Here is a 22,074-nt window from a genome sequence, read left to right as displayed (position 1 = left end):
CGCCCGTAGCCGGGCGGGGCCTTCCCGGCGGTCAGCAGACCGCGATATGGGAATCCGCGCGCGGCTCGGTGCCGCCGCAGAGCACGCCGGTTTCCGGATCGCGGACGATGATCTGGCCGCGACCGAAGTCGGTGGAGTCGTGGGCGATCTCGATCTGGTGGCCGCGCCGCGCCAGACCACTGGCCAGGGCGCGGGAAGCCGCCTGTTCGATGCCGACCTTCATCTCCCCCAGCCACTGCCAGCGCGGCGCGTCCAGCGCCGCCTGGGGATTCAGGCCGAAGTCCACCAGGTTCATCACCATCTGCACATGCCCCTGGGGCTGCATGTAGCCCCCCATGACGCCAAAGGGCCCGATGGGCACGTCACCCTTGGTCAGGAAACCCGGGATGATGGTGTGGAAGGTCTGCTTGCCCGGCGCCAGCGCGTTGGAATGCGCGGCATCCAGGCTGAATTCCGAGCCGCGATTCTGCAAGCCGATGCCACTGTCGGGCAGCACCACGCCGGAGCCGAAGCCGTGGTAGGCGCTCTGGATGAAGGACACCATGTTGCCCTCGCCATCGGCGGTGGCGATGTAGACGGTGCCGCTGGCCTGGGGATCGCCGTGCAGCGGCGGCTGGGCTTGGTCGGTGATCTCGGCGCGACGGCGCTCGGCATAGGCGTCGTCCAGCAGGACGCTGGCGGCGACTCTCATGTGCTCGGGATCGGTGATGTAGTGCAGGCCGTCGGCATAGGCCTTCTTCATGGCCTCCAGCTGGCGGTGCCAGGTGAGCTGGCTGTCGCGCTGGTCGAAGTCATAGCCCTTGAGGATGTTCAGGGTCATGAGGGCGATCAGGCCCTGGCCGCTCGGCGGGATCTCCCACACCTGATAGCCGCGGTAGTCGATCTTGATCGGCTCCACCCAGCGCGGCTGGTAGCCGGCCAGGTCAGCCGCGCTCAGCTGGCCGCCGCTGGCGGCGGCATGCTCGGCCAGCCGCTGGGCGAGGGCGCCGCGGTAGAAACTCTCGCAGCGGGTCTGCGCCAATTCCTCCAGGGTGCGCGCCTGGGCCGGATTGCGAAACAGCTGGCCGGCGACGGGGGCCTTGCCGTCGATGAGAAAGGTATCGAACCAGGCCGCAAGCTCAGGCGCCTGGTCCCGGCTGGCCTGGTACTCGGCCTGGGCGATGCGCCACTGGTGGGCGACCACTGGCGAGACCGGGAAGCCATCGCGGGCCAGGGCGATGGCGGGCTCGAACAGGGTGGCGAAGGGCAGCTTGCCGAAACGCCGCGACAGCTCGGCCCAGGCCGCCGGGCAGCCCGGCACCGTGACCGGCAGCCAGCCGTGCACCGGCATACGTTCGAGGCCGGCGGCCTTGACCGTGGCGATGTCCAGGCTGGCCGGGGCATGACCGCTGGCATCCAGGCCGTGCAGCCTGTCCTTGACCCAGACCAGGGCGAAGGCGTCGCCGCCGATGGCATTGCCGGTGGGTTCCACCACGGTCAGGGCCGCGGCGGTGGCGATGGCCGCGTCGATGGCGTTGCCGCCCTGGCGCAGCATGGCGATGCCGGCCTCGGCGGCGAGCGGCTGGGAGGTGGCGACCATGCCATTGCGGGCGAAGACGCTCTGGCGTTGCGAGGCGTAAGGGTAGTCGTGGGCGGAGAAATTCAGCATGGCAGGCTCTTCGAGGTCATTGTCCGGTCTTGATGCGGGTCCACTCGCGGGTCATCAGCCGCTGGATCTGCGGGGGCAGATCGGCGGAGACGTAGAGGCGCTCGGCGATGGCCGCGCTCGGGTAGATGCCCGGGTTGTCGCGCACCTTGGCATCGAGCAGGGCGGTGGCGTCGCGGTTGGGATTGGCGTAGCCGACGTAGTCGCTGACCGGGGCGATCACCTCGGGGCGTAGCAGGTAGTCGATCAGCGCGAGGGCGCCCTGGGGATTCTTGGCGTCCTTGGGGATGGCCAGCATGTCGAACCAGAGGTTGGCGCCTTCCCTGGGAATCACGTAGCGCACGTCGCTGGCCTTGCCCGCTTCCCTGGCGCGGCTCTGGGCCTGCATGACATCGCCAGAATAGCCCATGGCCACGCAGACGTCGCCGTTGGCCAGGTCGGTGATGTACTTGCTGGAGCTGAAATAGGTCACCGAGGGCTTGAGCTGCTGCAGCAGCGCCGAGGCCTTGCGGTAGTCCTCGGGCTTCTGGCTGTTGGGGTCCAGGCCCAGGTAGTGCAGGGTCTGGGCGAAGACCTTTTGCGGCGCATCGAGCAGCGCCACCCCGCAGTCCTTGAGCCTGGCCAGATTCTCCGGCTTGAACAGCAGGTCCCAGGAATCCACCGGGGCGGCATCGCCCAGGGCGGCGCGGACCTTGGCGGCGTTGTAGCCGATGCCCACGGTGCCCCAGAGATAGGGCACGGCGTAGCGGTTGCCGGGATCGGCCGCTTCCAGGCGCTGCATGAGCCGTGGATCCAAATGCTGCCAATTAGGCAGTCGGCTGCGATCCAGCGGCTGGTAGGCGCCTGCCTTGATCTGCTTGGTGAGGAACTGGTTGGACGGCACCACCAGGTCATAGCCGGAATGGCCCGACAGTAACTTGGCTTCGAGCATCTCGTTGGTGTCGAAGACGTCGTAGCGCACCTGGACGCCGCTGGCCTGGGTGAACTGCTTGAGGGTGTCCGGACCTATGTAGTCCGACCAGTTGTAGAAGCGCACCTCGGACTCGGCGGCCTGGGCCAGGGGCGCCAGGCAGAGGGCGAGGGCGGCCAGCAGGGGACGAACGGCCATGGGGATCTCCGGTCTAGAGCACGCGACTGAGAAATTCGCGGGTGCGCGGATGGGTGGGATTGCCGAACACCTGGGCGGGCGGGCCTTCCTCGATCAATTCGCCCTGGTGCAGCACCACCACGCGATCGGCCACCTCGCGGGCGAAGCCCATCTCGTGGGTCACCACCACCATGGTCATGCCGTCCTCGGCCAGCTCCTTCATCACCTGCAGCACCTCGCCGACGGTTTCCGGGTCGAGGGCGCTGGTGGGTTCGTCGAACAGCATGGCCTGGGGCTTCATGGCCAGGGCGCGGGCGATGGCGACACGCTGCTGCTGGCCGCCGGAGAGTTGCGCCGGATAGTGGTCGGCCTTGTCGGACAGCCGTACCCGGGCGAGCAGGGCGCGCGCCTGCTCCACGGCGGCGGCGCGCGCCACGCCCAGCACCTGGATGGGCGCCTCGATGATGTTTTCCAGCACCGTCATGTGTGGGAACAGATTGAACCTCTGGAACACCATGCCGATGTCGCGGCGGCGACGGGCGATGTTGCGCTCGGAGTCCCTGACTCTCGATCCATCGGGACGCTCGCGAAAGCCCATCAGCTCGCCGTTGACGCGGATGGTGCCGCCCTGGATGTCCTCCAGGTGGTTGAGGCAGCGGATGAAGGTGGTCTTGCCCGAGCCGGAGGCGCCGATCAGCACCACCACCTCGCCACGGCGCACTTCCAGGCTCACGCCCTTGAGGATCTCCAGCTCGCCGAAGGCCTTGTGCACCTCCAGCGCCTGGATCACGGATTCTTGCGTGGTCGTCATGGCTAGCGTCCCCGTAGCTTGAAGCCCTGCAGGCTGAACAGCCGGCCGGTGGCGGTGGGTCGGTGACCGTCGGCCTTGCCGAAGCGCCGCTCAAGCCAGGCCTGGAAGAAGCCCCAGAGGGTGGTCAGGACCAGGAAGTAGATGGCCACCACCAGGTACAGCTCGAAGACGCGGAAGGTCGCCGAGGTGATCATCTGGGTGCTGAGCAGCAGCTCCTGCACCCCGATGACGCTGACCAGGGTGGTGTTCTTGAGCATCACGTTGAACTCGTTGCCGAGCGGCGGAATGATCACCCGCAGCGCCTGGGGCAGCACGATGCGGCGCATCAGCTTGGCCGGCGTCATGCCCAGGGAGCGCGCCGCCTCGTACTGGCCGCGATCCACCGCACCGATGCCGGCGCGGATGATCTCGGCCATGTAGGCGCCTTCGTTGAGGCCCAGGGCGATGATGGCCGCCTGGATGTTGCCCGGGATCACCAGGAAGCCCAGGTCCAGGTCCTCGAAGCGAAAGATGCCGCCGGCCGCCAGGGCCGTGTAGAGGAAGACGATCTGCACCAGCAGCGGCGTGCCGCGCATCAGCCAGACATAGAAGCGCACCGGGTATTGCAGCGCCCGGTAGCGCGACAGCCGTGCCAGCGCCGCCAGCAGGCCGAGCGCGCAGCCCAGCAGCATGGCGCCGATGGCGATGACGCAGGTCAGCCCGAGGCCGTAGAGGTAGACGTCGCTCGGGTGCAGCAGGTACTGCCAGAACACATCCCAGCTGAAGTTCATCGTGGCCGTCCCTTAATCGAGCTTGTCGCCTTCCAGGTGCCACTTGGCCATGAGGGTGGCGTAGCTGCCATCGGCCTTCATGTCGGCGAGGATCTGGGTGAGGGCGCTGCTGAGCTGGCTGTCGTCCTTGCGCACGCCGATCCCGGTGAGGATGCGGGCGAAGGCCGGCACGCCGGTCTCGAACTGCCCGGGCGCCACGCCCTGGTAGTAGGCGGCGGTTTCCACCGTGGTGCCGTAGGCGTCGGTCTGGCCCAGGCGCAGGGCCTGGAAGGCGTCGGTGTCGCTGTTGTAGGCCACCAGCTTCATGGGCGCCTTGCCGGCCTTCTTCAGTTCTTCGTTGTGGGCGTCGAGCAGGGTGCGGATGGTGGAGCCATTGAGCACCGCCACCTTCCTGCCGGCGAGGTCGTCCAGGGTATGGATGCCCGCCTTGTTGCCGGCCGGTACCACCACCGCCTGGCTGGAATACATGTAGTTGACGATGTCGATCACCTGACGGCGCTCGGGCTTGTCGAACAGCTGATCGATCAGCAGATCGCACTGGCCGGCCAGCAGCGCGGGGATCAGGCCGGAGAAGGGCACCACGCGCCAGTCGACCTTCTTGTCGCCGAGACGCCTGGCGATCTCGGCGCCCAGGTCGACGGTAAGGCCCTTGGGCTTCTGGGCTTCGTCGAAGAAGCCGATCGGCGGGGTATCGAGGGCGCCGCAATAGGTGATCTTGGACGCCTTGGCCAGGCGCTCGGGGATCTGGGGTGCGGCCTGGGTGAAGCCGGCAGCGAGGGTCAGGGCGAGCAGACTGCAGGAAAGCCGGTGGCGGGTCATGGTCTTCTCCGGAAGGACGGGGGTGGGCAGGGCGGATGGCTCAGCGCGGGAGCGCACTTCGGGTCTGGTCGCCCGATCGTTCGATAAAGGTCAGCAGGTCGGGCACCGTGCCCTCGATGTGCTCGCGCAACACCCGCTCGGCCTCGGCGGCATCGCCGGCGCGCAGGGCGGCGAGGATGGGCGTGTGCTCGTCGCGGGCCGACTGGGGCCGGTCGGCGTGCAGCCAGAGCTGCATGTGCGGCTCGATCAGGGCATAGAGGCCGTTGATCTGGCGCAGCAGCCGCGGCCGGCCGGCCAGGCTGCACAGGTATTCGTGGAAGGCGCGGTGCTGGGCGACCCAGGCGCCGGGCTCCTGCTCGTCGTCCAGGTCTTCCAGCAGGCGCTCCAGGCGCGTCATCTCGCGGGGGCCGACATGGGGCGTGGCCAGGCGGATGGCCAGGCCTTCGAGGGCGCTGCGCATCTCGAACACCTCGCGCATGTCGTCCAGGTCCAGGCCGCTGACCACCGCGCCGCGATGCGGCCGGAGGATCACCAGGCCTTCGGCGGCGAGGCGCTGGAAGGCGCTGCGCACCGGCATGCGACTCATGCCCAGGGTGGTGGCGATGTCCTCGGCGATCAGCCGTTCGCCATTGCGGTAGCGCCCGGCGCAGATGGCCTGCAGCAGATGGCGATAGGCCTCTTCTTCGGCGCTCAGGGCAGTGGAGCGGGACAGGGCGGAGAGCGGCATGGACTGGCTTCCTGGATTTTTGTATCCAATCTGCCAAGGCAAGGCCCATGCCAGGGAACGCAGGGCCTGCCAGCGCTGGGACGCGAGGCAGAGCGGTCCGACGCTAACGTTACCTTTTGCACCAGCCTGGGTCGCAGGTGCGGCCTCCTTGCTACCCCAGGCCCCGAAACGGGGCGGCGTCAGTCCAGCAACTGGCCATCGGCGGCGAAGAAGGGGTAGGGCCCGGGATAGTTGCCCAGCGGCAGATAGTGGGTCACCAGGGCTTCGTCCGCCCAGCGATGCAGCAGCAGGCCCGGCGGCTCCAGGCGGAAGCGCGACGGCGCCGCCGCGCGCAGGTCCAGATCGACCTGGTGCGACACGCCCGGGCAGACGCAGGCCAGGGTGCCGCCGAAGCGGCGCTGGATCAGCCGGTGCAGATGCCCGCAGAGCAGCCGCTCCACCTGGGGATGACGGCGGATCACCGCTTCCAGTTCGGCGCCGCCGGCCAGCCCGATGCGATCCATATGGCCGATGCCGACCGGGAACGGCGGGTGATGCAGCAGCACCAGGGTCGGCTGTTCGGGTGCCTGGCCGAGCTGGTCGTCGAGCCAGGCCAGTTGCCTGGCGTCGAGACGCCCGCCGTGTTCGCCGGGGATGTGGGTATCCAGGCCGATCAGCCGCAGTGGGCCGCAGTCCTGCTGCCAGTCCAGGGTGCCCTGCGCCGGCAGATAGGGGTGATCGGCGAAGGCGGCGCGCAGGGCGGCGCGGTCGTCGTGATTGCCGGGGATGACGAAGAAGGGCATGGCCAGTTCGGCCAGCGCCTCGCGCAGGGTGGCGTATTCCTCGGGGGTGCCGAAGTCCACCAGGTCGCCGGTGATGACCAGGGCGTCCGGGCGCGGTTGCAAGGCGTTGAGGCGGTCCACCGCCAGGCGCAGGGCGCCGAGGGTATCGACCACCCCGTAGGACAGCCGGCCGCCGGCCTTGATGTGCAGGTCGCTGAGCTGGGCCAGCAGGAAGGGCGCGTGCATGGGGTCTCCTAAGAAGCCAGGGTGAAGAGGGCGTCGGGGCGCACGTTCAGGTGCAGCAGGTCGCCCGGTTGCGCCTGCAGGGGCTGGGCGGTGTCCACCAGCAGCGGCTGGCCGGTGCCCACCTCCACCAGCAGCCGCGAATGGGCGCCCTGGAAGAACTGCCCGACCAGGATCCCGGTCAGGTGCGCGGGCGTCGGGCTCGGCTCCAGGTGTTCCGGACGACAGAACAGGGTGCTGGCGGCGCCGGTCCAGGGCAGCCGCCCGCCGGCGACCGCCACTTCGGCGCCGCTCTGGCCGCGGACCTCGAAGCAATTGAGCTGGCCGACGAAACCGGCGACGAAGCGACTGGCCGGGCGCTGGTAGATCTGCGTCGGGGTGCCGATCTGGGCGATGCGGCCTTCGCCCATCACCACGATGCGATCGCCCAGGGCCAGGGCTTCCTGCTGGTCATGGGTGACGTAGACGGCGGTGGTGCCGAGTTCGCGCAGCAGCGCGCCGATGTCGGCCCGCAACTGCTCGCGCAACTGGGCGTCCAGCGCCGCCAGGGGTTCGTCGAACAGCAGCACCCGGGGACGCGGTGCCAGCGCCCGGGCCAGGGCCACGCGCTGGCGCTGGCCGCCGGACAGCTGCTGGATGCGGCGGTCGGCCAGGGCTTCGAGGTGCATCATGACCAGCAGCTCGGCGACCCGGGTATCCCGCTCGGCGCGCGGCAGGCCACGAATCTTCAGGCCGTAAGCGATGTTGCCGGCCACGTCCAGGTTGGGAAACAGGGCATAGTTCTGGAACACCATGCCGACGTCGCGCCGTTCGATGGGCAGGCCGGTGACGTCGCGGTCGTCGAACAGTACCTGGCCACCGGCATCGGGCTGCTCCAGGCCGGCGATCAGCCGCAGGGTGGTGGTCTTGCCGCAGCCGGACGGGCCGAGGAACACCAGGGTCTCGCCCGGGTGGATGTCGAGGTCCAGGGGCTGCAGCACCTGGCGGCCTCCGGCAAAGGTCTTGGCGCAGTGGCGCAGGCGAACGGCGGTACCTTGGGTCATCGCAGGGCTCCACGGGAGAGGCGGGCGCTGAGAGTCTGGAGGGCGACCAGCAGCGGCACGATCAGCAAGAGGAAGATCAGGGTGTATGCGGAACCCACCTCCAGCCGCGCCGAGGCGTAGCTGTCGGCCAGGCCCACCGGCAGGGTCTTGGTCAGGGGCGTGTGCAGCATCCAGGTGAGGTTGAATTCACCCAGCGACAGGGTGATCACCATGAGGCTGCCGGCGAGGATGCCGGCGCGGGCATTGGGCACCACCACGCCGAAGAAGCGTCGCCAGGGACCGGCGCCGAGACTGGCGGCGGCTTCTTCCAGCAGCGGCAGCTGGCTGCGTCTGAGCACCGCCATCACCGGGCGGATCAGGAAGGGCAGGGTGAACAGCAGGTGACCCACCAGGATGATCGCCGAGCTGCGGCGAAAGCCGCCAAGGTGGCCGTAGGTCAGCAGCAGCGCCAGCGCCGAGGCGAAGCCGGGCATGGCCACCGGCAACACCAGCAACTCCTCGAAGGCGCGGGCGAAGCGGTTGTCCAGGCGCACCAGGGCATAGGCCGCCGGGACGCCGAGCACCACCGCGAGGACCGCCGTGCCCAGCGCCAGTTGCAGCGACAGCCAGACGGTGGGGGCGTAGGCCTGCCAGACCTGGATCACCCAGTCGAGGGTGAGGCCGCTGGCGAGGCCCTGGAAGTAGTTGCGAGTGAGGCCGGCCAGCAGCGAGAGCAGCACCGGCACCAGCAGGAAGGCCGCCACCAGCAGGGTGAACAGCAGTTGCAGCCAGAAGCGCAGGGGTCGATTCATCGCAGGTCTCCCTGGGCGCCGCCGAGGCGCCTAGCCAGCAGCAGGACCAGCCAGGTAACGAGGCCGAGCACCACCGAGAGCGCCGCGGCGACGCCGAAATTGGCGAAGTTGGTGAAGGTGTCGTAGATGGCGATGGGCGTCACCGCCAGCCGCGTGCCCAGGGTGAAGGCGGTGCCGAAGGCGCCCATGGCGGTGGCGAAGCACAGCGCGCCGCTGGACAGCAGCGCCGGGGTCAGGCCGGGGATCAGCACATCGCGCACCACGGCGAAGAGTCCGGCCCCCAGGGAGCGGGCGGCTTCTTCAAGGCTGGTGTCGAGGGTCTCGCAGGCCGCCATCACCGTGAGGATCACCCGCGGGATGGAGAAATAGAGATAGCCGAGAAACAGCCCGAACAGCGAATAGGCGAACACCCAGGGTTCATCGAACAGGCTGCGGCCGAGACCGGCGAACAGGCCCTGGCGACCACCCAGCAGGATGATCAGGAAGCCCACCACCACGCCCGGAAAGGCCAGCGGAAAGGTCAGCAGGGCCACCAGCAGGCTGCGGCCGACGAAGGCGTGGCGCGCCAGGAAGCAACCGGCGATGCCGGCCACCAGCAGGGTGGCCAGCGTGGTGACGGCGGCCAGGACCACCGTCTGGGCGAGTCCGGACAGATAGCCAGCGCTGGTCAGCACCTGCCAGTAGCCGGAGCTGCCGGCGGCGTCCGGGCGGGCGCCGAGCACCAGCAGCTGCGCCAGCGGCAGCAGCCAGAAGGCCAGCAGGAAGGCGCTCGCCGGTGCCAGGGCGACGAGCACCGGCCAGGGCAGCCGACGCGGCACCCGGCGGCGCCCGAGGGAAACGGCGAGGCCCTGCATCTCAGCGCACCTCGGCCTGGTAACGCTTGGCGAAGGCTTCCTGGACCGCCGCCATGTGACCGTAGTCGACGGTACCGGCGCGGGCATAGTCGGCGGCGGGCAGGAAGCGCGCCTTCACCTCGGCCGGCAGCGGCACGTCCCGCACCGGCCGCAGATAGGCCTGGGCCCAGAGCGCCTGACCCTTGTCCGACAGCACGTAGTCCAGCACCTTCTCGCCATTGGCGCGATGCGGCGCGCCCTTCACCAGGCTCATGGTGTAGGGCACGGTCAGGCTGCCTTCCTGGGGGATGACGAAGGCCACCGGGGCGTTGTCCTTGTAGCGGGCGCGGTAGGCGTTGAAGTCGTAGTCGACCAGGATCGGAATCTCGCCGGAGAGCAGGCGGGCATAGGCGGTCTGCTTTGGCACGATGGGATCGTTGGCGGCCAGCTTCTTGAAGAAGGCCATGGCCGGGCCGAAGTCGTCGAGGTTGCCGCCCAGGGCCTGGTTCAGCGCCACCGCGGTGACGTAGCCGACGAAGGCGCTGGACGGATCCAGGTAGCCCACCAGGCCGCGGTACTCTGGCTTGAGCAGGTCGGCCCAGCGCTGCGGCACCGGCTTGCCGCCCAGGGCCTGGGTGTTGACCATGAAACCGAGGGTGCCGGAATGGATGGCGGTCCATTCACCCTTGGGGTCCTTGAGGCCGGCCGGGACCTGGTCCCAGTGCTTGGGCTGGTAGGGCTGCAGCACCCCGGCCTTGTCGGCCTGGATGCCGAAGGTCACCCCGTAGTAGACGACGTCGGCCACCGGGGCTTCGCGTTCGGCCACCAGCTGGGCCAGCGACTGGCCGGAATTCTTGTTGTCCTGGGGGACCTTGATGCCGGTGTCGGCGGCGATGGCCTTGAGCTGGGCGCCCCAGTCGGCCCACTCCAGCGGGCAGTTGTAGCAGATGGCGGTTTCGGCGGCCTGGGCGCTGGCCAGGCCACAGGCCAGGACCATGCCGGCCAGGAGGCGACGCACGGGGAAGAGGGATTTCATCGGTAGGGCTCCTTCAAGGGGCCGGCACTGGTGCCGGGACGGACGAGGCAGGGCAGACACTGCTGGTGGGTGGCACTGCCGGCGATCAGCGCCAGCAATTCGGTGACGAGCACGGCGCCCAGGCTCTGCAAGGGCTGCATGACGCTGCACAGGCTGGGCTCGAGGCGGGCGCCCATGGCGATGCCGTCGAAGCCCACCACCGAGAGGTCGGCGGGCACGGGCACCCCGTGGCGCTGCAGTTCGGCGATGACGCTGATGGCCAGCAGATCGTTGGTGCAGAGCAGGGCGGTCGGGGCGTAGCGCTCCAGCAGCGGCGCCAGCTCCGCCCAGTCGGCGTCGGTGTGGCTGGCCAGTTCCAGGCGCGGCAGCGTCGGCAGGCCGCCGGCGGCCATGGCCTGGCAATAGCCGGCGAACCGGCGCTCGCTGCGATCCGATTGCTGGGCCGGTCCCGAGACCAGGGCGATGCGGCGGTGTCCCAGGCCGAGCAGGTGCTCGGTGGCCATGGCCATGCCCTGGCGGTTGTCCACCGCCACCGCCGCATAGGGGTGCTGGGGTTCGTGATAGGCCAGGATGAAAGGCGTCTGCTCCTGGCTCAGCTCGGCCAGCACCTCGCTGCGGTCGGCATCGGCCACTGTCAGTACCAGGCCGGCGACGCGCTGGCGCAGCAGTTCCTCCACCACCGCCGCCTCGCGCTCGGGCTGGTAGTCGGTGGTGGCGATAACCAGCGAATAGCCCTGGCTGCGCGCGGTGCGCTCCATGGCGTGCAACTGTTCGGCGAACACCGGGTTGAGCAGGCTGGGCACCACCACGCCGATCAGCCGGGTGCTCTGCTGGCGCAGCTGGCGACCCAGCAGGTTGGGGCGGAAATTGAGCCTGCGCGCGGCGTCCAGCACCCGCTGCCGGGTGCTCTCACGCACCTGCTCGGGGGTGGCGAAGGCGCGGGCCGCGGTGGCCCGGGAGACTCCCGCCTGTTGCGCTACCTGTTTCAGATCGGTCATGCCGGCCTCGTTTGAGATCGATCTCATTGGGCGCAGACAATGCCGGCGGCAGATGTCGGGACGATGACAGCGAGATGAAGCTTCTGCTCTGGCACCGGGCTCCGGTAGGTCCTCCGGCGCGCAGGGCAGCAGGCGAGGGCGGGATATACCTTGGTATAGCCAAACGTCCATCGTTTCGATGGCTGGGATGGGGTGGCGCGCCTAGATTAGCCCGGTGTCCGAACCCTGCGCGGCAGGGCCGGCCGCTCTCCCAAGGCCCCCTTCAAAGAGGTACGCCATGAAGACCCTTCCTGGCCTCTACACCCCCGCCGTGGCGCCGCGCTCGCTGCGGCAACGTCCCACCTCCCTGTGGGCCGATGCCCTTTGCCTCACCCTCGGGCTGATCGCCCTGGCGCTGATCTGGCATGGCGTTGCCGAGATGCGCGCGCCCCTGGCCGTGCTCGACGCGGATCCCATGACCCTCGACCTGGCGCGGCTGCCCGAGTACGCCCTGCGTACCACCCTGCGCATGTTCATCGCCCTGGGCGCCTCGCTGCTGTTCACCTTCGTCTTCGCCACCCTGGCGGCCAAGAGTCGCAAGGCGGAGCTGCTGATCCTGCCGGCCATCGACATCCTGCAATCGGTGCCCATCCTCGGCTTCCTGACCTTTACCGTGAGTTTCTTCCTGGGGCTCTTTCCCGGTCGCCAGCTGGGCGCCGAGTGCGCGGCCATCTTCGCCATCTTCACCAGCCAGGCCTGGAACATGGCGTTCGGCTTCTACCAGTCGCTGCGCACCGTGCCCGAGGACCTGCAGCAGGTGAGTCGCCAGTTCGGGCTGTCGCCCTGGCGCCGGTTCTTCCGCCTCGAGCTGCCGTTCGCCATCCCCGGCCTGGTGTGGAACACCATGATGTCCATGTCCGGCGGCTGGTTCTTCGTGGTGGCCTCGGAAGCCATCACCGTGGGCGACAACACTATCAACCTGCCCGGCATCGGCTCCTGGCTGGCGCTGGCCATCGCCCGGCAGGACATCGCCGCCATCGGCTGGGCGGTGCTGGCCATGGGCCTGGTAATCCTGGTCTACGACCAGCTGTTCTTCCGCCCGGTGGTGGCCTGGGCCGATCGCTTCCGCGTCGAGCAGACCGCCAGCCAGCAGGTGCCGCGCTCCTGGGTCTACGACCTGGTCCGGCGCGCGCGCCTGGGGCGCATGCTGGGTGGCTTCGGCAGCTTCTGCACCCAGCTCGCCACCCTGCGGATCCGCCGCGCCTGGCCGCACTGGCACCTGGCGCCGCAGGGCCGTGCCTGGCTGCAGCGCGGGCTGGACGTGCTCTGGTACGGCGCGCTGCTGGTGGTGCTGCCCTATGGCGTCTATGCGCTGTACCGCTTCATCGCCGCCGACGTCTACTGGGTGGAAGCGGTCGCGGTACTCGGCCTGGGCCTGCTGACCATGGCCCGGGTGCTGCTGCTGATCGCCGTCGCCAGCCTGATCTGGGTGCCCATCGGCGTCTGGATCGGCCTGCGCCCGGGCTGGTCGCAGCGCCTGCAGGCGGTGGCCCAGTTCCTCGCCGCCTTTCCGGCCAACGTGCTGTTCCCGGTGGCGGTGGTGGGCATCGTCAGCTTCCACCTCAATCCGGACATCTGGCTGTCGCCGCTGATGGTGCTGGGCACCCAGTGGTACATCCTGTTCAACGTCATCGCCGGCGCCAGCGTGCTGCCCAACGACCTGCGCGAAGCGGCCCGGCTGTTCGGCCTCAAGCGCTGGCAGTGGTGGCGGCAGCTGGCCCTGCCGGCGATCTTTCCCTACTACGTCACCGGCGCCCTGACCGCCGCGGGCGGCTCCTGGAACGCCAGCATCGTCGCCGAGGTGGTTAGCTGGGGCAATGAACGCCTGCAGGCCCATGGCCTGGGCGCCTACATCGCGCAGATGACCACCGCTGGCGACTTCCCCCGGGTCGCCCTGGGCATCGTGGTGATGTCGATCTTCGTACTCGGTTTCAACCGGCTGCTCTGGCGGCCCCTGTATGCCTACGCCGAACGGCGTCTGCGGCTCGACTAAGAGGAGAACCGCCATGAACCTGACCGCGCTGAATGCCCGTCCCCTGATCGACGTCCAGAACGTCCGCCAGCTCTATGGCAACGCCGGCGGCCCGGCCCGGGTCGTGCTGGACGACGTCTCCCTGACCCTGCACGAAAACGAGATCGTCGGCCTGCTGGGGCGCTCCGGCTCCGGCAAGTCGACCCTGCTCAGGTCCATCGCCGGGCTGCTCACCCCCAGCGGCGGCAGCGTCGATTTCCCGCCCAAGGACGACGGCCAGCGCGCCCGGGTCAGCATGGTGTTCCAGAGCTTCGCGCTGTTTCCCTGGCTGACCGTGCTGCAGAACGTCGAGATCGGCCTGGAGGCCCTGCACGTGCCGCTGGACGAGCGCCGTCGCCGCGCCCTGGCCGCCATCGACCTGATCGGCCTGGACGGCTTCGAGAGCGCCTATCCCAAGGAGCTCTCCGGCGGCATGCGCCAGCGCGTCGGCCTGGCCCGTGCCCTGGTGGTGCACCCGGACGTGCTGCTGATGGACGAACCCTTCTCGGCGCTGGACGTGCTCACCGCCGAGACCCTGCGCACCGACCTGCTCGACCTCTGGGTCGAGGGGCGCATGCCGATCCGTTCCATCCTGATGGTCACCCACAACATCGCCGAGGCGGTGCTGCTCTGCGATCGGGTGCTGATCTTTTCCAGCAATCCCGGGCGCGTCGCCAGCGAGATCCGCATCGACCTGCCGCAGCCGCGCAATCGCCACGATCCGGCCTTTCGCGAACTGGTGGAGGAGATCTATGTGCGCATGACCGGCGAGACCACGCCGGCGCCCCACGACGCAGGGGTGCCCGGCAATGGCCTGGGCATGCGGCTGCCGACGGTATCGACCAACGCCCTGGCCGGCTTGCTGGAGGCGGTCCAGGCCGCGCCCTACGACGGTCGCGCCGACCTGCCGGAACTGGCCGGCGGGCTGGGCTATGCGCTGGACGAGCTGTTTCCCCTGGCCGAGGTGCTGCAACTGCTGCGCCTGGCGGTCCTCGAAGGCGGCGACCTGCGCCTGCTGCCGGCCGGGCGCGCCTATGTCGAGGCGGGGGTGGACGTGCGCAAGCAGCTGTTCGCCCGCCAGTTGCTCAACTTCGTGCCGCTGGTGGCCCATATCCGCCGGGTGCTGGACGATCGCCAGGGCCACACGGCGCCGGCGCGGCGCTTCCGCGACGAACTGGAGGACTTCATGGACGAGGCCGACGCCGCGCGCACCCTCGGCAGCGCCATCCAGTGGGGGCGCTACGGTGAGCTCTTCGCCTATGATCAGGCGGCCGATATGTTCAGCCTGGAAAATCCGGGCTAAGAGCGACTACGAACGAGAAACTGGCCATGGATCGACGACCCTTCGCCACCACCACCCACTGGCTGCGGCTAGGGGGCCTCTGCGCCCTGGCGCTGGGCATTGCCCTGCTGGACACCTTCACCGACCGGGAGATCGCCATCGGCGTCTTCCAGGTGGTGGTGGTGCTCCTGGCGGCCGGCTTTCTGTCCGCGCGCGGGGTCACGGTCACCGCCCTGGGCTGCACGCTGCTGGTGCTCTGCAGCTATGTCGCCACCCGCAGTGGCGACCGCGAGGCAGGGCTGGTCAACTGCATCATCAGCCTGCTGGCCATCGTCGCGGTCGCCGCCCTGTCGCTGCGCCTGGAGGCCGCCAAGCGCGCCGCCGATGCGGCCCGGACACGCCTGGTCCAGGCCGGGCGCCTGAGCCAGCTGGGTGAGCTGGCCGCGTCCATCGCCCACGAGGTGAATCAGCCGCTCACCGCCATCGCCGCCAGTGGCAACGCCTGCCAGCGCTGGTTGAGCAATCAGCCGCCGCAGGTGGAGCGCGCCGTGCAGGCCGCGCAACGGGTCATCGACGACGCCCACCGCGCCAGCGCGGTGATCGCCCGGGTGCGTAGCCTGGTGCGCCAGGCGCAGGTGGCCAAGGATTGGCTCAACGTCGCCGATACCGTGGAGAAGGTGCTGGATTTCGTCCGCGCCGAATTGAACCAGCGCCAGGTCGCCGTGGAGGTGCGCCTGCAGGAGGGCCTGCCGCCGCTGCTGGCCGACGAAAGCCAGCTGCAGCAGGTCATCCTCAATCTGCTGCTCAATGCCCTGGACGCCCTCGAAGGGATACCGCCCGAGCAGCGGCGGGTGGTCATCCAGGTGGGGCAGGACACCGCCGGCGCCATCCGCCTCGGCGTGGAAGACAGCGGGCGTGGCTTGACGCCGATGGCGCGCGAGCAGATGTTCGAGGCCTTCTACACCACCAAGGCGCAGGGCATGGGCCTGGGCCTGGCGCTGAGTCGCTCCATCGTCGAAGCCCATGGCGGGCGGATCTGGGCCACCTCGCTGCCGGACGGCGGCACGGGGGTCTACTGCAGCCTGCCCAAGGATCCGCAGCCATGACCTCAGCAAGCACCACCGAGCAAAGCCCGCCCGCCCTGGTCCACCTGGTGGACGACGACGCCTCGGTGCGCGCCGCCGTGGAAGACCTGCTGGCGTCCGTGGGGCTCGATACCCGCAGCTATGTCTCGGCCGCCGACTTTCTCGAGCGGGCCCGGCTAGACGCACCGGGCTGCCTGGTGCTGGACGTGCGCATGCCCGGCATGAACGGCCTGGATCTACAGCAGGAGCTGCAGCGGCGTGGCCTGGCGCTGCCGATCATCTTCATCACCGGCCATGGCGACATCCCCATGTCGGTCAGGGCGATGAAGCAGGGCGCCCTGGAATTCCTCACCAAGCCGTTTCGCGACCAGGACCTGCTCGATGCCATCGACCAGGCACTGCGCAAGGCGCAGGAGGCCCATGCCCAGCGCCGCCAGTTGCAGGAGCTGCAGACCCGCCTCGACACCCTCAACGACGGCGAGCGGGCGGTGCTGGCGCGGGTGGTGACCGGGTTGCTCAACAAGCAGATCGCCGCCCAGCTGGGGGTCAGCGAGATCACCGTCAAGGTGCGTCGCGCCGCGCTCATGCGCAAGCTGCAGGCCGGTTCCCTGGCGGAACTGGTCAAGATGGTGGAGCGGCTGGAGGCGTCGCGCGGCTAGGCCTTTCCTGCCAGGCGTGCGGCCGCTGGACAGGCTCCGCAGCCTGGTTGTCGCGCCAATCACTTGCGCGCTAAAGAAAGGTAATAGTCAGTCGATATGGGCTTTAGAGGATCGCCTTTCGCCGATCCAAGGAGCCCGTCTTGAACCTTCGTCAGCTACGCATCGCCCCCCGCGCCATCCTCTGCTTCGGTGCGGTCACCCTGTTCGTGATGCTGCTCGGGGCCTTCGCCCTGGTCCAGCTCAAGGCCCTGCGCGCCACCGAGCAGGCGATGGAGGCCGAGTGGCTGGCGAGCGTCCAGACCACCGATGACATCCAGATCGCCTTGATGCACACCCGGCTGGAGAGCATTCGGCTGCTGGCCACTGAGGACAGCGCCGCCATGGCCATGGCAACGCGGAAGATCCAGCAGAATCGCGATCTGATGAATGCGCGCACGGCCTATTACCGCGACCATCTGATCTCCACCGCTGAAGAGCGCGCCAATTTCGACCAGGCCGCGCTGCAGATGAAAGGCTACCTGGACGGGCTGGATCGCGTCGTCACCCTGGCCGCCAGCGACCGCGCCGAGGCGCTCAAGCTGGCCAATGGCGAGCAGCGCCAACGCGCCGAAGGCTATCAGGAACAGCTGACGCGCCTGCGCGAATTCAACAGCGAAGGCGCCCGTCACGCGGGGGAGGCGGCCACTGGCATCTATGACCGCAGCGTCAGCATCGTGGTCGGCATCATGCTGCTGGCGGTGCTGGTGACCCTGCTGCTGGCCTGGCGCCTGACCCGCAGCCTGGCCCAGCCGATCGGCGACTCCCTGGCCGTGGCCAACGCCATCGCCGAGGGCGAGCTGACCGGCAGGATAGATCCGACCGGCAAGGACGAAGCCGCCGGCCTGATGCGCGCCCTGGCGCAGATGCAGGACAACCTCAAGGATACCCTCCACGGTATTTCCAACTCGTCCAGCCGTCTGAGCGAGACCGCCCGGACCATGGATACCGTCACCGACCAAGCCAGTCGCGCCCTGGCAAGTCAGAACGCCGAGATCGATCAGGCCGCCACGGCGGTCACCGAGATGAGTGCCGCGGTGGAAGAGGTGGCGCGCAACGCGGCCTCCACGTCCCAGGCCGCGCGGGAATCCAGTGCGGCGGCGGAAAACGGCAACACCAAGGTCGGCCAGGCCCTCGACGCCATGCAGCGCCTCACCCAGCAGGTGCAGTCGACCTCGGTCCAGGTTGAAGGCCTGGCCGGGCAAGCCCAGGACATCAGCCAGGTGCTCAGTGTGATCGGCTCCATCGCCGAGCAGACCAACCTGCTGGCGCTCAACGCCGCCATTGAGGCCGCCCGCGCGGGCGAGCAGGGTCGCGGTTTCGCCGTGGTCGCCGACGAGGTCCGCGCCCTGGCGCATCGCACCCAGACCTCGACCCGCGAGATCGAGCAGATGATCCAGGCGATCCAGAAGGGCTCGGCTGAAGCCGTGGATTCCATGCAGCTCAGCACCAGCCAGGCCCAGGCCACCTATGTGGTGGCCCAGGAAGCCGGTGCGGCGCTGAGCGACATCCTCCAGGCCGTACGGCTGATCGACGAGCGCAATCTGCAGATCGCCACCGCCTCCGAGGAGCAGGCCCACGTCTCCCGCGAGGTGGACCGCAACCTCATCAGCATCCGCGATCTGTCGGTGCAGACCAGCGATGGCAACCGCGAAACCGTGGGCGCCAGCGAGCAGCTGTCGGAACTGGCCGGTGAACTGCAAACGCTGGTGCGTCGCTTCAAACTGGCCTGAAGGGCAGGGCGCGTTGATGGCGGTCGCGCGCCCGCTCTTTTCATATCCGGTTACCTTTGGCCACCCTATTTCGCCGGCTCATCGGCGCGAGCCCGCCGGGCGCTTCCCCGAGTAGTGGCTTTTTGGTATCAATAGTTATTGTAATACCTATTTAATTCCGTCCATCGACACTCTCGCAGAGAAACCATGGCGCTGCCCCAATACAGCCTCAAAGTACCTGTCTCCCAATTGCAGCTGGGCATGTACGTCTGCGAACTGGATCGACCTTGGGAAGGCACGCCCTTCCTGTTCCAGGGCTTTCCCATCCAGAACGCGCACGACCTGCGCACCCTGCAGGAGACCTGCGATTTCGTCTGGGTGGATCGCCGCCAGAGCCATACGGTGACGCCGCTGTCCGCCAGCCTGTCGGCAGGCGCCCAGGCCAAGACCTATGCCGTCGACTACCGGGATGAGGTCAAGACCACCGAACCGGTGTGGCGCGAAGCCCGCGCCGTGTCGATGCGCATGCTCGACGCCGTCAAGTTCGGCAAGGAACTCGACGTCGGCGAAGTGCGCCGCGCGGTCGGCGAGTGCGTCGAGAGCGTGCTCAAGCACCCTGCGGCCACCCTCTGGCTGGCGCGCATCAAGCAGCGCGACCACTACACCGCCGAGCACTGCCTGCGCGTCTCGCTCTATGCCATCGCCCTGGGCAAGGCGCTGGGCCTGCTGCCTCTCGAACTGGAAGAACTCGGGGTGTGCGGCATGCTGCACGACGTCGGCAAGATCAAGGTGCCCGACGAGATCCTCAACAAGCCAGGCCGCCTGACCGACGAAGAATTTCGCCTCATGCAGGCCCATACCACCTACGGCTATCAGTTGCTGATGGCCAACAGCGAGGTGCCGCCGGCCGCCGTCGACGTCGCCCATACCCACCACGAGCGCATGGATGGCAAGGGCTACCCTCGCCAACTGCCGGCGCACCGCATCCCCTTCAAGGCCAGGATCATCGCCGTGGTGGACGCCTACGACGCCATCACCAGCGATCGCCCCTACAGCGAGGGCCGCTCCAGCCTGGAAGCCCTGCGCGTCCTCTTCGAAGCCCGGGGCACGCAATTCGACGAAGTCGTCGTCCTGGCCTTCATCCAGCTGATCGGCGTCTATCCGCCGGGCGAGATCGTCGAGCTGAGCACCGGCGAGGTGGGCATCATCATCGGCTTCGACGCCGGCAGCAAACTGAAGCCACGCGTGCTGATCGTGCTGGACGCCAGCAAGCAGCCGCGCCCGGAGCGGGTGCTCGACCTGGCGCGCAATCCGCTCGATGAGCAGGGCCGCCTGGTCAGCGTCCGCGAAGTGAAACCCTCGGGTGCCTATGGTATCGACATCGACGCCTACCGCGCCAAGGGACTGGTGGTGCCGGGCTGAACGGGGGAGGGGTCGCCGTCAGGGGCCGACCGTCAGAGGGTCTTCAGACCCGTCGGCGTCTCCAGGTAGGCCAGCAAGCCGGGTCTCTCCCCAGGCAGCACCGCGACGGGTCCGGAAAAGCCGATCGCCTCCAGCTGCTGCCCGAGCACCGCGGCATCGGGATGCCTGAGTTCCAGGCGCTGCAGGCGGCAGCCCTGATCGATCAGCCCAGCCGCCGGGTGCCGGGCGTCGCCCCAGTCGATCAGGCTGGGCAGGACCCCGCCCAGCGGCAGCTGCCCATCGGCATGGATCGAGATCTGCCAGGCCAGCGCGCCGCGACTCATCGACTCGATGCGGCCAAAGGGCCGCGTGAGGTGCGCATCCGCCTGCGCCAAGCCCTGGGTCCCGGCCACCCAGTGTGCCAGGCGGGGCGCGGCATCAGGTGCCAGCTCATCCAGCCCGAACCAGCGCGGTCTGGTCGGCGGCGGCGCCTCCGGGTCCGGGGCTATGACTTCCAGATAGCCGTCCCCCAGCCCGAGCAGCAGGTTGTGGGTACCCATGCGCGCATGTTGGCCGCCGGGCTGCAGCGCCACGCCGAGGCGCTCTTCGACATACCGGGCGCCCGCGGCTAGGGTCGGGGCCACGATGACCAGGTGGTCCAGGCGGGAAAGTCTCATGGGGACGGCTCCTGAGCGGCGAAGGTTTGCTGGTGGACACTCAGCTTAGCGCCCGCGACCGGGCTCGGCGCCTCAAGGCGTCCGGGCAGGCGCATCGGAACGTTGTCGGCGTCACCATCTTGAGCACGAGAAAACATCCTGAACGACGCTACATATCCGAGAGCGTCCCGTGCTTTGACCTTTCGTGCGCAGGCACCTAGGGTCAGGCAGGGCGCATTCGTCTGACGATTGTGCTCGATCGGAATACCAATTCAGGCAATGGGAGTGTCAGATGTCTTTTGCTCGTTCGGCCTTGGCCAACCGCTTTTCCGCTCTAGTGCTTACCGCCGCGACCGCCACCCTGGCGCTGCCCCTGGCCGCCGCGCCGGGGGTCGAGGGTTCCCTGTCCGCCGTGCAGGGTGATGCCCGCGTCGCCAAGGCGCTGGAAGCGCTGCGCGCCGACGATGGCCGCACCTTCACGGAACAAAAGCACATCGCCCAAATTCCCGCGCCGCCGTTCAAGGAAAAGGTGCGCGCCGAGTACTACCTCAAGCGCTTCCAGGAGCTGGGTCTCAAGGACGCCAGCATCGCCCCGGAAGGCTATGTGATCGCCACCCGCAAGGGCAGTGGCCAGGGGCCGCAGCTGGTGGTGTCGGCGCACCTGGACACGGTGTTTCCCGAGGGCACCGACCTGACCCTCAAGGAAAAGGATGGCAAGACCTACGGCCCCGGCATCGGCGATGACGCCCGGGGCCTGGCGGCGCTGCTGTCGGTGATCGACGCCCTCAACAAGAGCGGCATCGAGACGGTGGGCGACCTGGTCTTCGTCGGCACCGTGGGCGAGGAAGAGCTGGGCAACCTGCGCGGGGTGAAGGCGCTGTTCAAGGATCGCCAGGGCATCGACGGCTTCATCTCGGTGGACGGCATCGACGTGCGTCGCATCGTCAATCGCGGTACCGGCAGCCACAGATACGAGATGACCTTCAAGGGACCGGGTGGCCACAGCTTCGCCGAATTCGGTCGACCCAGCGCCATCCACGCCATGGGCCGCGCCATCGCCAAGATCGCCGAGGTCCGTCCGCCCAAGGAGCCCAAGACCACCTTTACCGTCGGCACGGTGCAGGGCGGCACCTCGGTCAACGCCATCGCCGGCGAGGCGCGCCTGACCCTGGACATGAGATCCAACGAAGAGGCCGCGCTGCTGGCCGAAGAGAAGGAGATCCTGGCCCTGGTGGAGGACGCGGTGAAGGAAGAGAACCAGCGCTGGGAGACCGACCAGATCTCGGTGGACATCAAGCTGATCGGCGATCGTCCGGCCGGGGGCACGGCAGAGGATTCGCCCATGGTGCAGACGGCGCAGCGCTCCATTGCGGCGGTCACGGGCGGCGCCAAGGTCACCCTCAGTGGCGGCAGCACCGACTCCAACACCGCCATGTCGCTGGGCATTCCGGCCATGACCATCAGCGGTGGCGGGGAGGGCGGTAGTGCCCACTCGCTGGCGGAATGGTACAAGCCGGTGGACGCCTACCAGGGCCCGCAGAACGTGCTGCTGACCAGCCTGACCCTGGTCGGCGTCAAGGGCGTCAGCGAGCCGGTGCTGCAGGCCAAAGTCAAGTAGCCCACGGCCAG

At 68.6% G+C, this 22,074-nt stretch carries 20 protein-coding genes; 7 read left to right on the top strand and 13 right to left on the bottom strand.

Features of this window, described 5'->3' with window-relative positions; genetic code table 11:
- Positions 1-31: 31 nt before the first annotated feature.
- The 12 genes from EC839_RS04355 to EC839_RS04300 form a co-directional block, all read right to left on the bottom strand.
- Entirely contained in the window at positions 32-1,648 is a 1,617-nt protein-coding gene (locus EC839_RS04355) for a gamma-glutamyltransferase family protein (RefSeq protein WP_132832228.1), read from the bottom strand.
- A 16-nt stretch (positions 1,649-1,664) separates the two neighbouring features.
- Positions 1,665-2,753 carry a polyamine ABC transporter substrate-binding protein gene (locus EC839_RS04350; RefSeq protein ID WP_132832227.1) on the bottom strand — a complete coding sequence of 363 codons (1,089 nt, stop codon included), beginning with the start codon at positions 2,751-2,753 and terminating at the stop codon, positions 1,665-1,667.
- Between the two features lie 13 nt (positions 2,754-2,766).
- Positions 2,767-3,543 carry an amino acid ABC transporter ATP-binding protein gene (locus tag EC839_RS04345; RefSeq protein WP_132832226.1) on the bottom strand — a complete coding sequence of 259 codons (777 nt, stop codon included), beginning with the start codon at positions 3,541-3,543 and terminating at the stop codon, positions 2,767-2,769.
- 2 nt (positions 3,544-3,545) lie between these two features.
- On the bottom strand, positions 3,546-4,313 hold the full coding sequence (locus EC839_RS04340) for an amino acid ABC transporter permease (protein ID WP_132832225.1): 768 nt from the start codon (positions 4,311-4,313) through the stop codon (positions 3,546-3,548).
- Positions 4,314-4,325: 12 nt separating this feature from the next.
- The gene (locus EC839_RS04335) at positions 4,326-5,132 is read right to left on the bottom strand and encodes an ABC transporter substrate-binding protein (protein ID WP_132832224.1); all 807 of its coding nucleotides are present in this window, start codon (positions 5,130-5,132) and stop codon (positions 4,326-4,328) included.
- 40 nt (positions 5,133-5,172) lie between these two features.
- Positions 5,173-5,859, bottom strand: coding sequence for a GntR family transcriptional regulator (locus EC839_RS04330; protein ID WP_132832223.1), 687 nt, complete (start codon positions 5,857-5,859; stop codon positions 5,173-5,175).
- 179 nt (positions 5,860-6,038) lie between these two features.
- Positions 6,039-6,866, bottom strand: coding sequence for a phosphodiesterase (locus EC839_RS04325; protein WP_132832222.1), 828 nt, complete (start codon positions 6,864-6,866; stop codon positions 6,039-6,041).
- A gap of 8 nt (positions 6,867-6,874) precedes the next feature.
- Positions 6,875-7,906 carry an ABC transporter ATP-binding protein gene (locus EC839_RS04320; RefSeq protein WP_132832221.1) on the bottom strand — a complete coding sequence of 344 codons (1,032 nt, stop codon included), beginning with the start codon at positions 7,904-7,906 and terminating at the stop codon, positions 6,875-6,877.
- Positions 7,903-8,697 (bottom strand): ABC transporter permease, encoded by a 795-nt coding sequence (locus EC839_RS04315; protein WP_132832220.1) that lies wholly within the window; start codon positions 8,695-8,697, stop codon positions 7,903-7,905. Before EC839_RS04315 ends, EC839_RS04320 begins: the two co-directional genes overlap by 4 nt.
- Positions 8,694-9,551, bottom strand: coding sequence for an ABC transporter permease (locus EC839_RS04310; RefSeq protein WP_132832219.1), 858 nt, complete (start codon positions 9,549-9,551; stop codon positions 8,694-8,696). Before EC839_RS04310 ends, EC839_RS04315 begins: the two co-directional genes overlap by 4 nt.
- A 1-nt stretch (position 9,552) precedes the next feature.
- Positions 9,553-10,527, bottom strand: coding sequence for an ABC transporter substrate-binding protein (locus tag EC839_RS04305; RefSeq protein WP_177416685.1), 975 nt, complete (start codon positions 10,525-10,527; stop codon positions 9,553-9,555).
- Positions 10,528-10,562: 35 nt separating this feature from the next.
- Entirely contained in the window at positions 10,563-11,564 is a 1,002-nt protein-coding gene (locus EC839_RS04300; RefSeq protein ID WP_132832217.1) for a substrate-binding domain-containing protein, read from the bottom strand.
- A 277-nt stretch (positions 11,565-11,841) separates the two neighbouring features.
- On the opposite strand from EC839_RS04300, the gene EC839_RS04295 reads away from it, so the two are divergent.
- From EC839_RS04295 to EC839_RS04270, 6 genes are all read left to right on the top strand, one after another.
- Positions 11,842-13,596, top strand: coding sequence for an ABC transporter permease subunit (locus EC839_RS04295; RefSeq protein ID WP_007158598.1), 1,755 nt, complete (start codon positions 11,842-11,844; stop codon positions 13,594-13,596).
- Positions 13,597-13,609: 13 nt separating this feature from the next.
- Positions 13,610-14,917, top strand: coding sequence for an AAA-associated domain-containing protein (locus EC839_RS04290; protein ID WP_007158597.1), 1,308 nt, complete (start codon positions 13,610-13,612; stop codon positions 14,915-14,917).
- 26 nt (positions 14,918-14,943) lie between these two features.
- Positions 14,944-16,002: a sensor histidine kinase gene (locus EC839_RS04285; RefSeq protein ID WP_132832216.1), complete on the top strand. Its 1,059-nt coding sequence runs from the start codon at positions 14,944-14,946 to the stop codon at positions 16,000-16,002.
- Positions 15,999-16,640, top strand: coding sequence for a response regulator transcription factor (locus EC839_RS04280; RefSeq protein WP_007158595.1), 642 nt, complete (start codon positions 15,999-16,001; stop codon positions 16,638-16,640). Before EC839_RS04285 ends, EC839_RS04280 begins: the two co-directional genes overlap by 4 nt.
- Positions 16,641-16,780: 140 nt before the next feature.
- The gene (locus tag EC839_RS04275; protein ID WP_007158594.1) at positions 16,781-18,409 is read left to right on the top strand and encodes a methyl-accepting chemotaxis protein; all 1,629 of its coding nucleotides are present in this window, start codon (positions 16,781-16,783) and stop codon (positions 18,407-18,409) included.
- Positions 18,410-18,595: 186 nt separating this feature from the next.
- On the top strand, positions 18,596-19,810 hold the full coding sequence (locus EC839_RS04270; RefSeq protein WP_132832215.1) for an HD-GYP domain-containing protein: 1,215 nt from the start codon (positions 18,596-18,598) through the stop codon (positions 19,808-19,810).
- 32 nt (positions 19,811-19,842) lie between these two features.
- On the opposite strand, the gene EC839_RS04265 is transcribed toward EC839_RS04270, so the two are convergent.
- Complete coding sequence (locus tag EC839_RS04265) at positions 19,843-20,466, bottom strand: VOC family protein (protein WP_007158592.1); 624 nt, start codon at positions 20,464-20,466, stop codon at positions 19,843-19,845.
- A gap of 271 nt (positions 20,467-20,737) precedes the next feature.
- On the opposite strand from EC839_RS04265, the gene EC839_RS04260 reads away from it, so the two are divergent.
- The gene (locus tag EC839_RS04260) at positions 20,738-22,063 is read left to right on the top strand and encodes a M20/M25/M40 family metallo-hydrolase (protein ID WP_007158591.1); all 1,326 of its coding nucleotides are present in this window, start codon (positions 20,738-20,740) and stop codon (positions 22,061-22,063) included.
- Positions 22,064-22,074 lie beyond the last annotated feature (11 nt).

This window comes from Pseudomonas sp. JUb52 (genome assembly GCF_004341115.1).
Classification (GTDB): Bacteria; Pseudomonadota; Gammaproteobacteria; order Pseudomonadales; family Pseudomonadaceae; genus Chryseomonas; species Chryseomonas oryzihabitans.
This window is presented reverse-complemented; position numbering and strand designations above follow the sequence as displayed.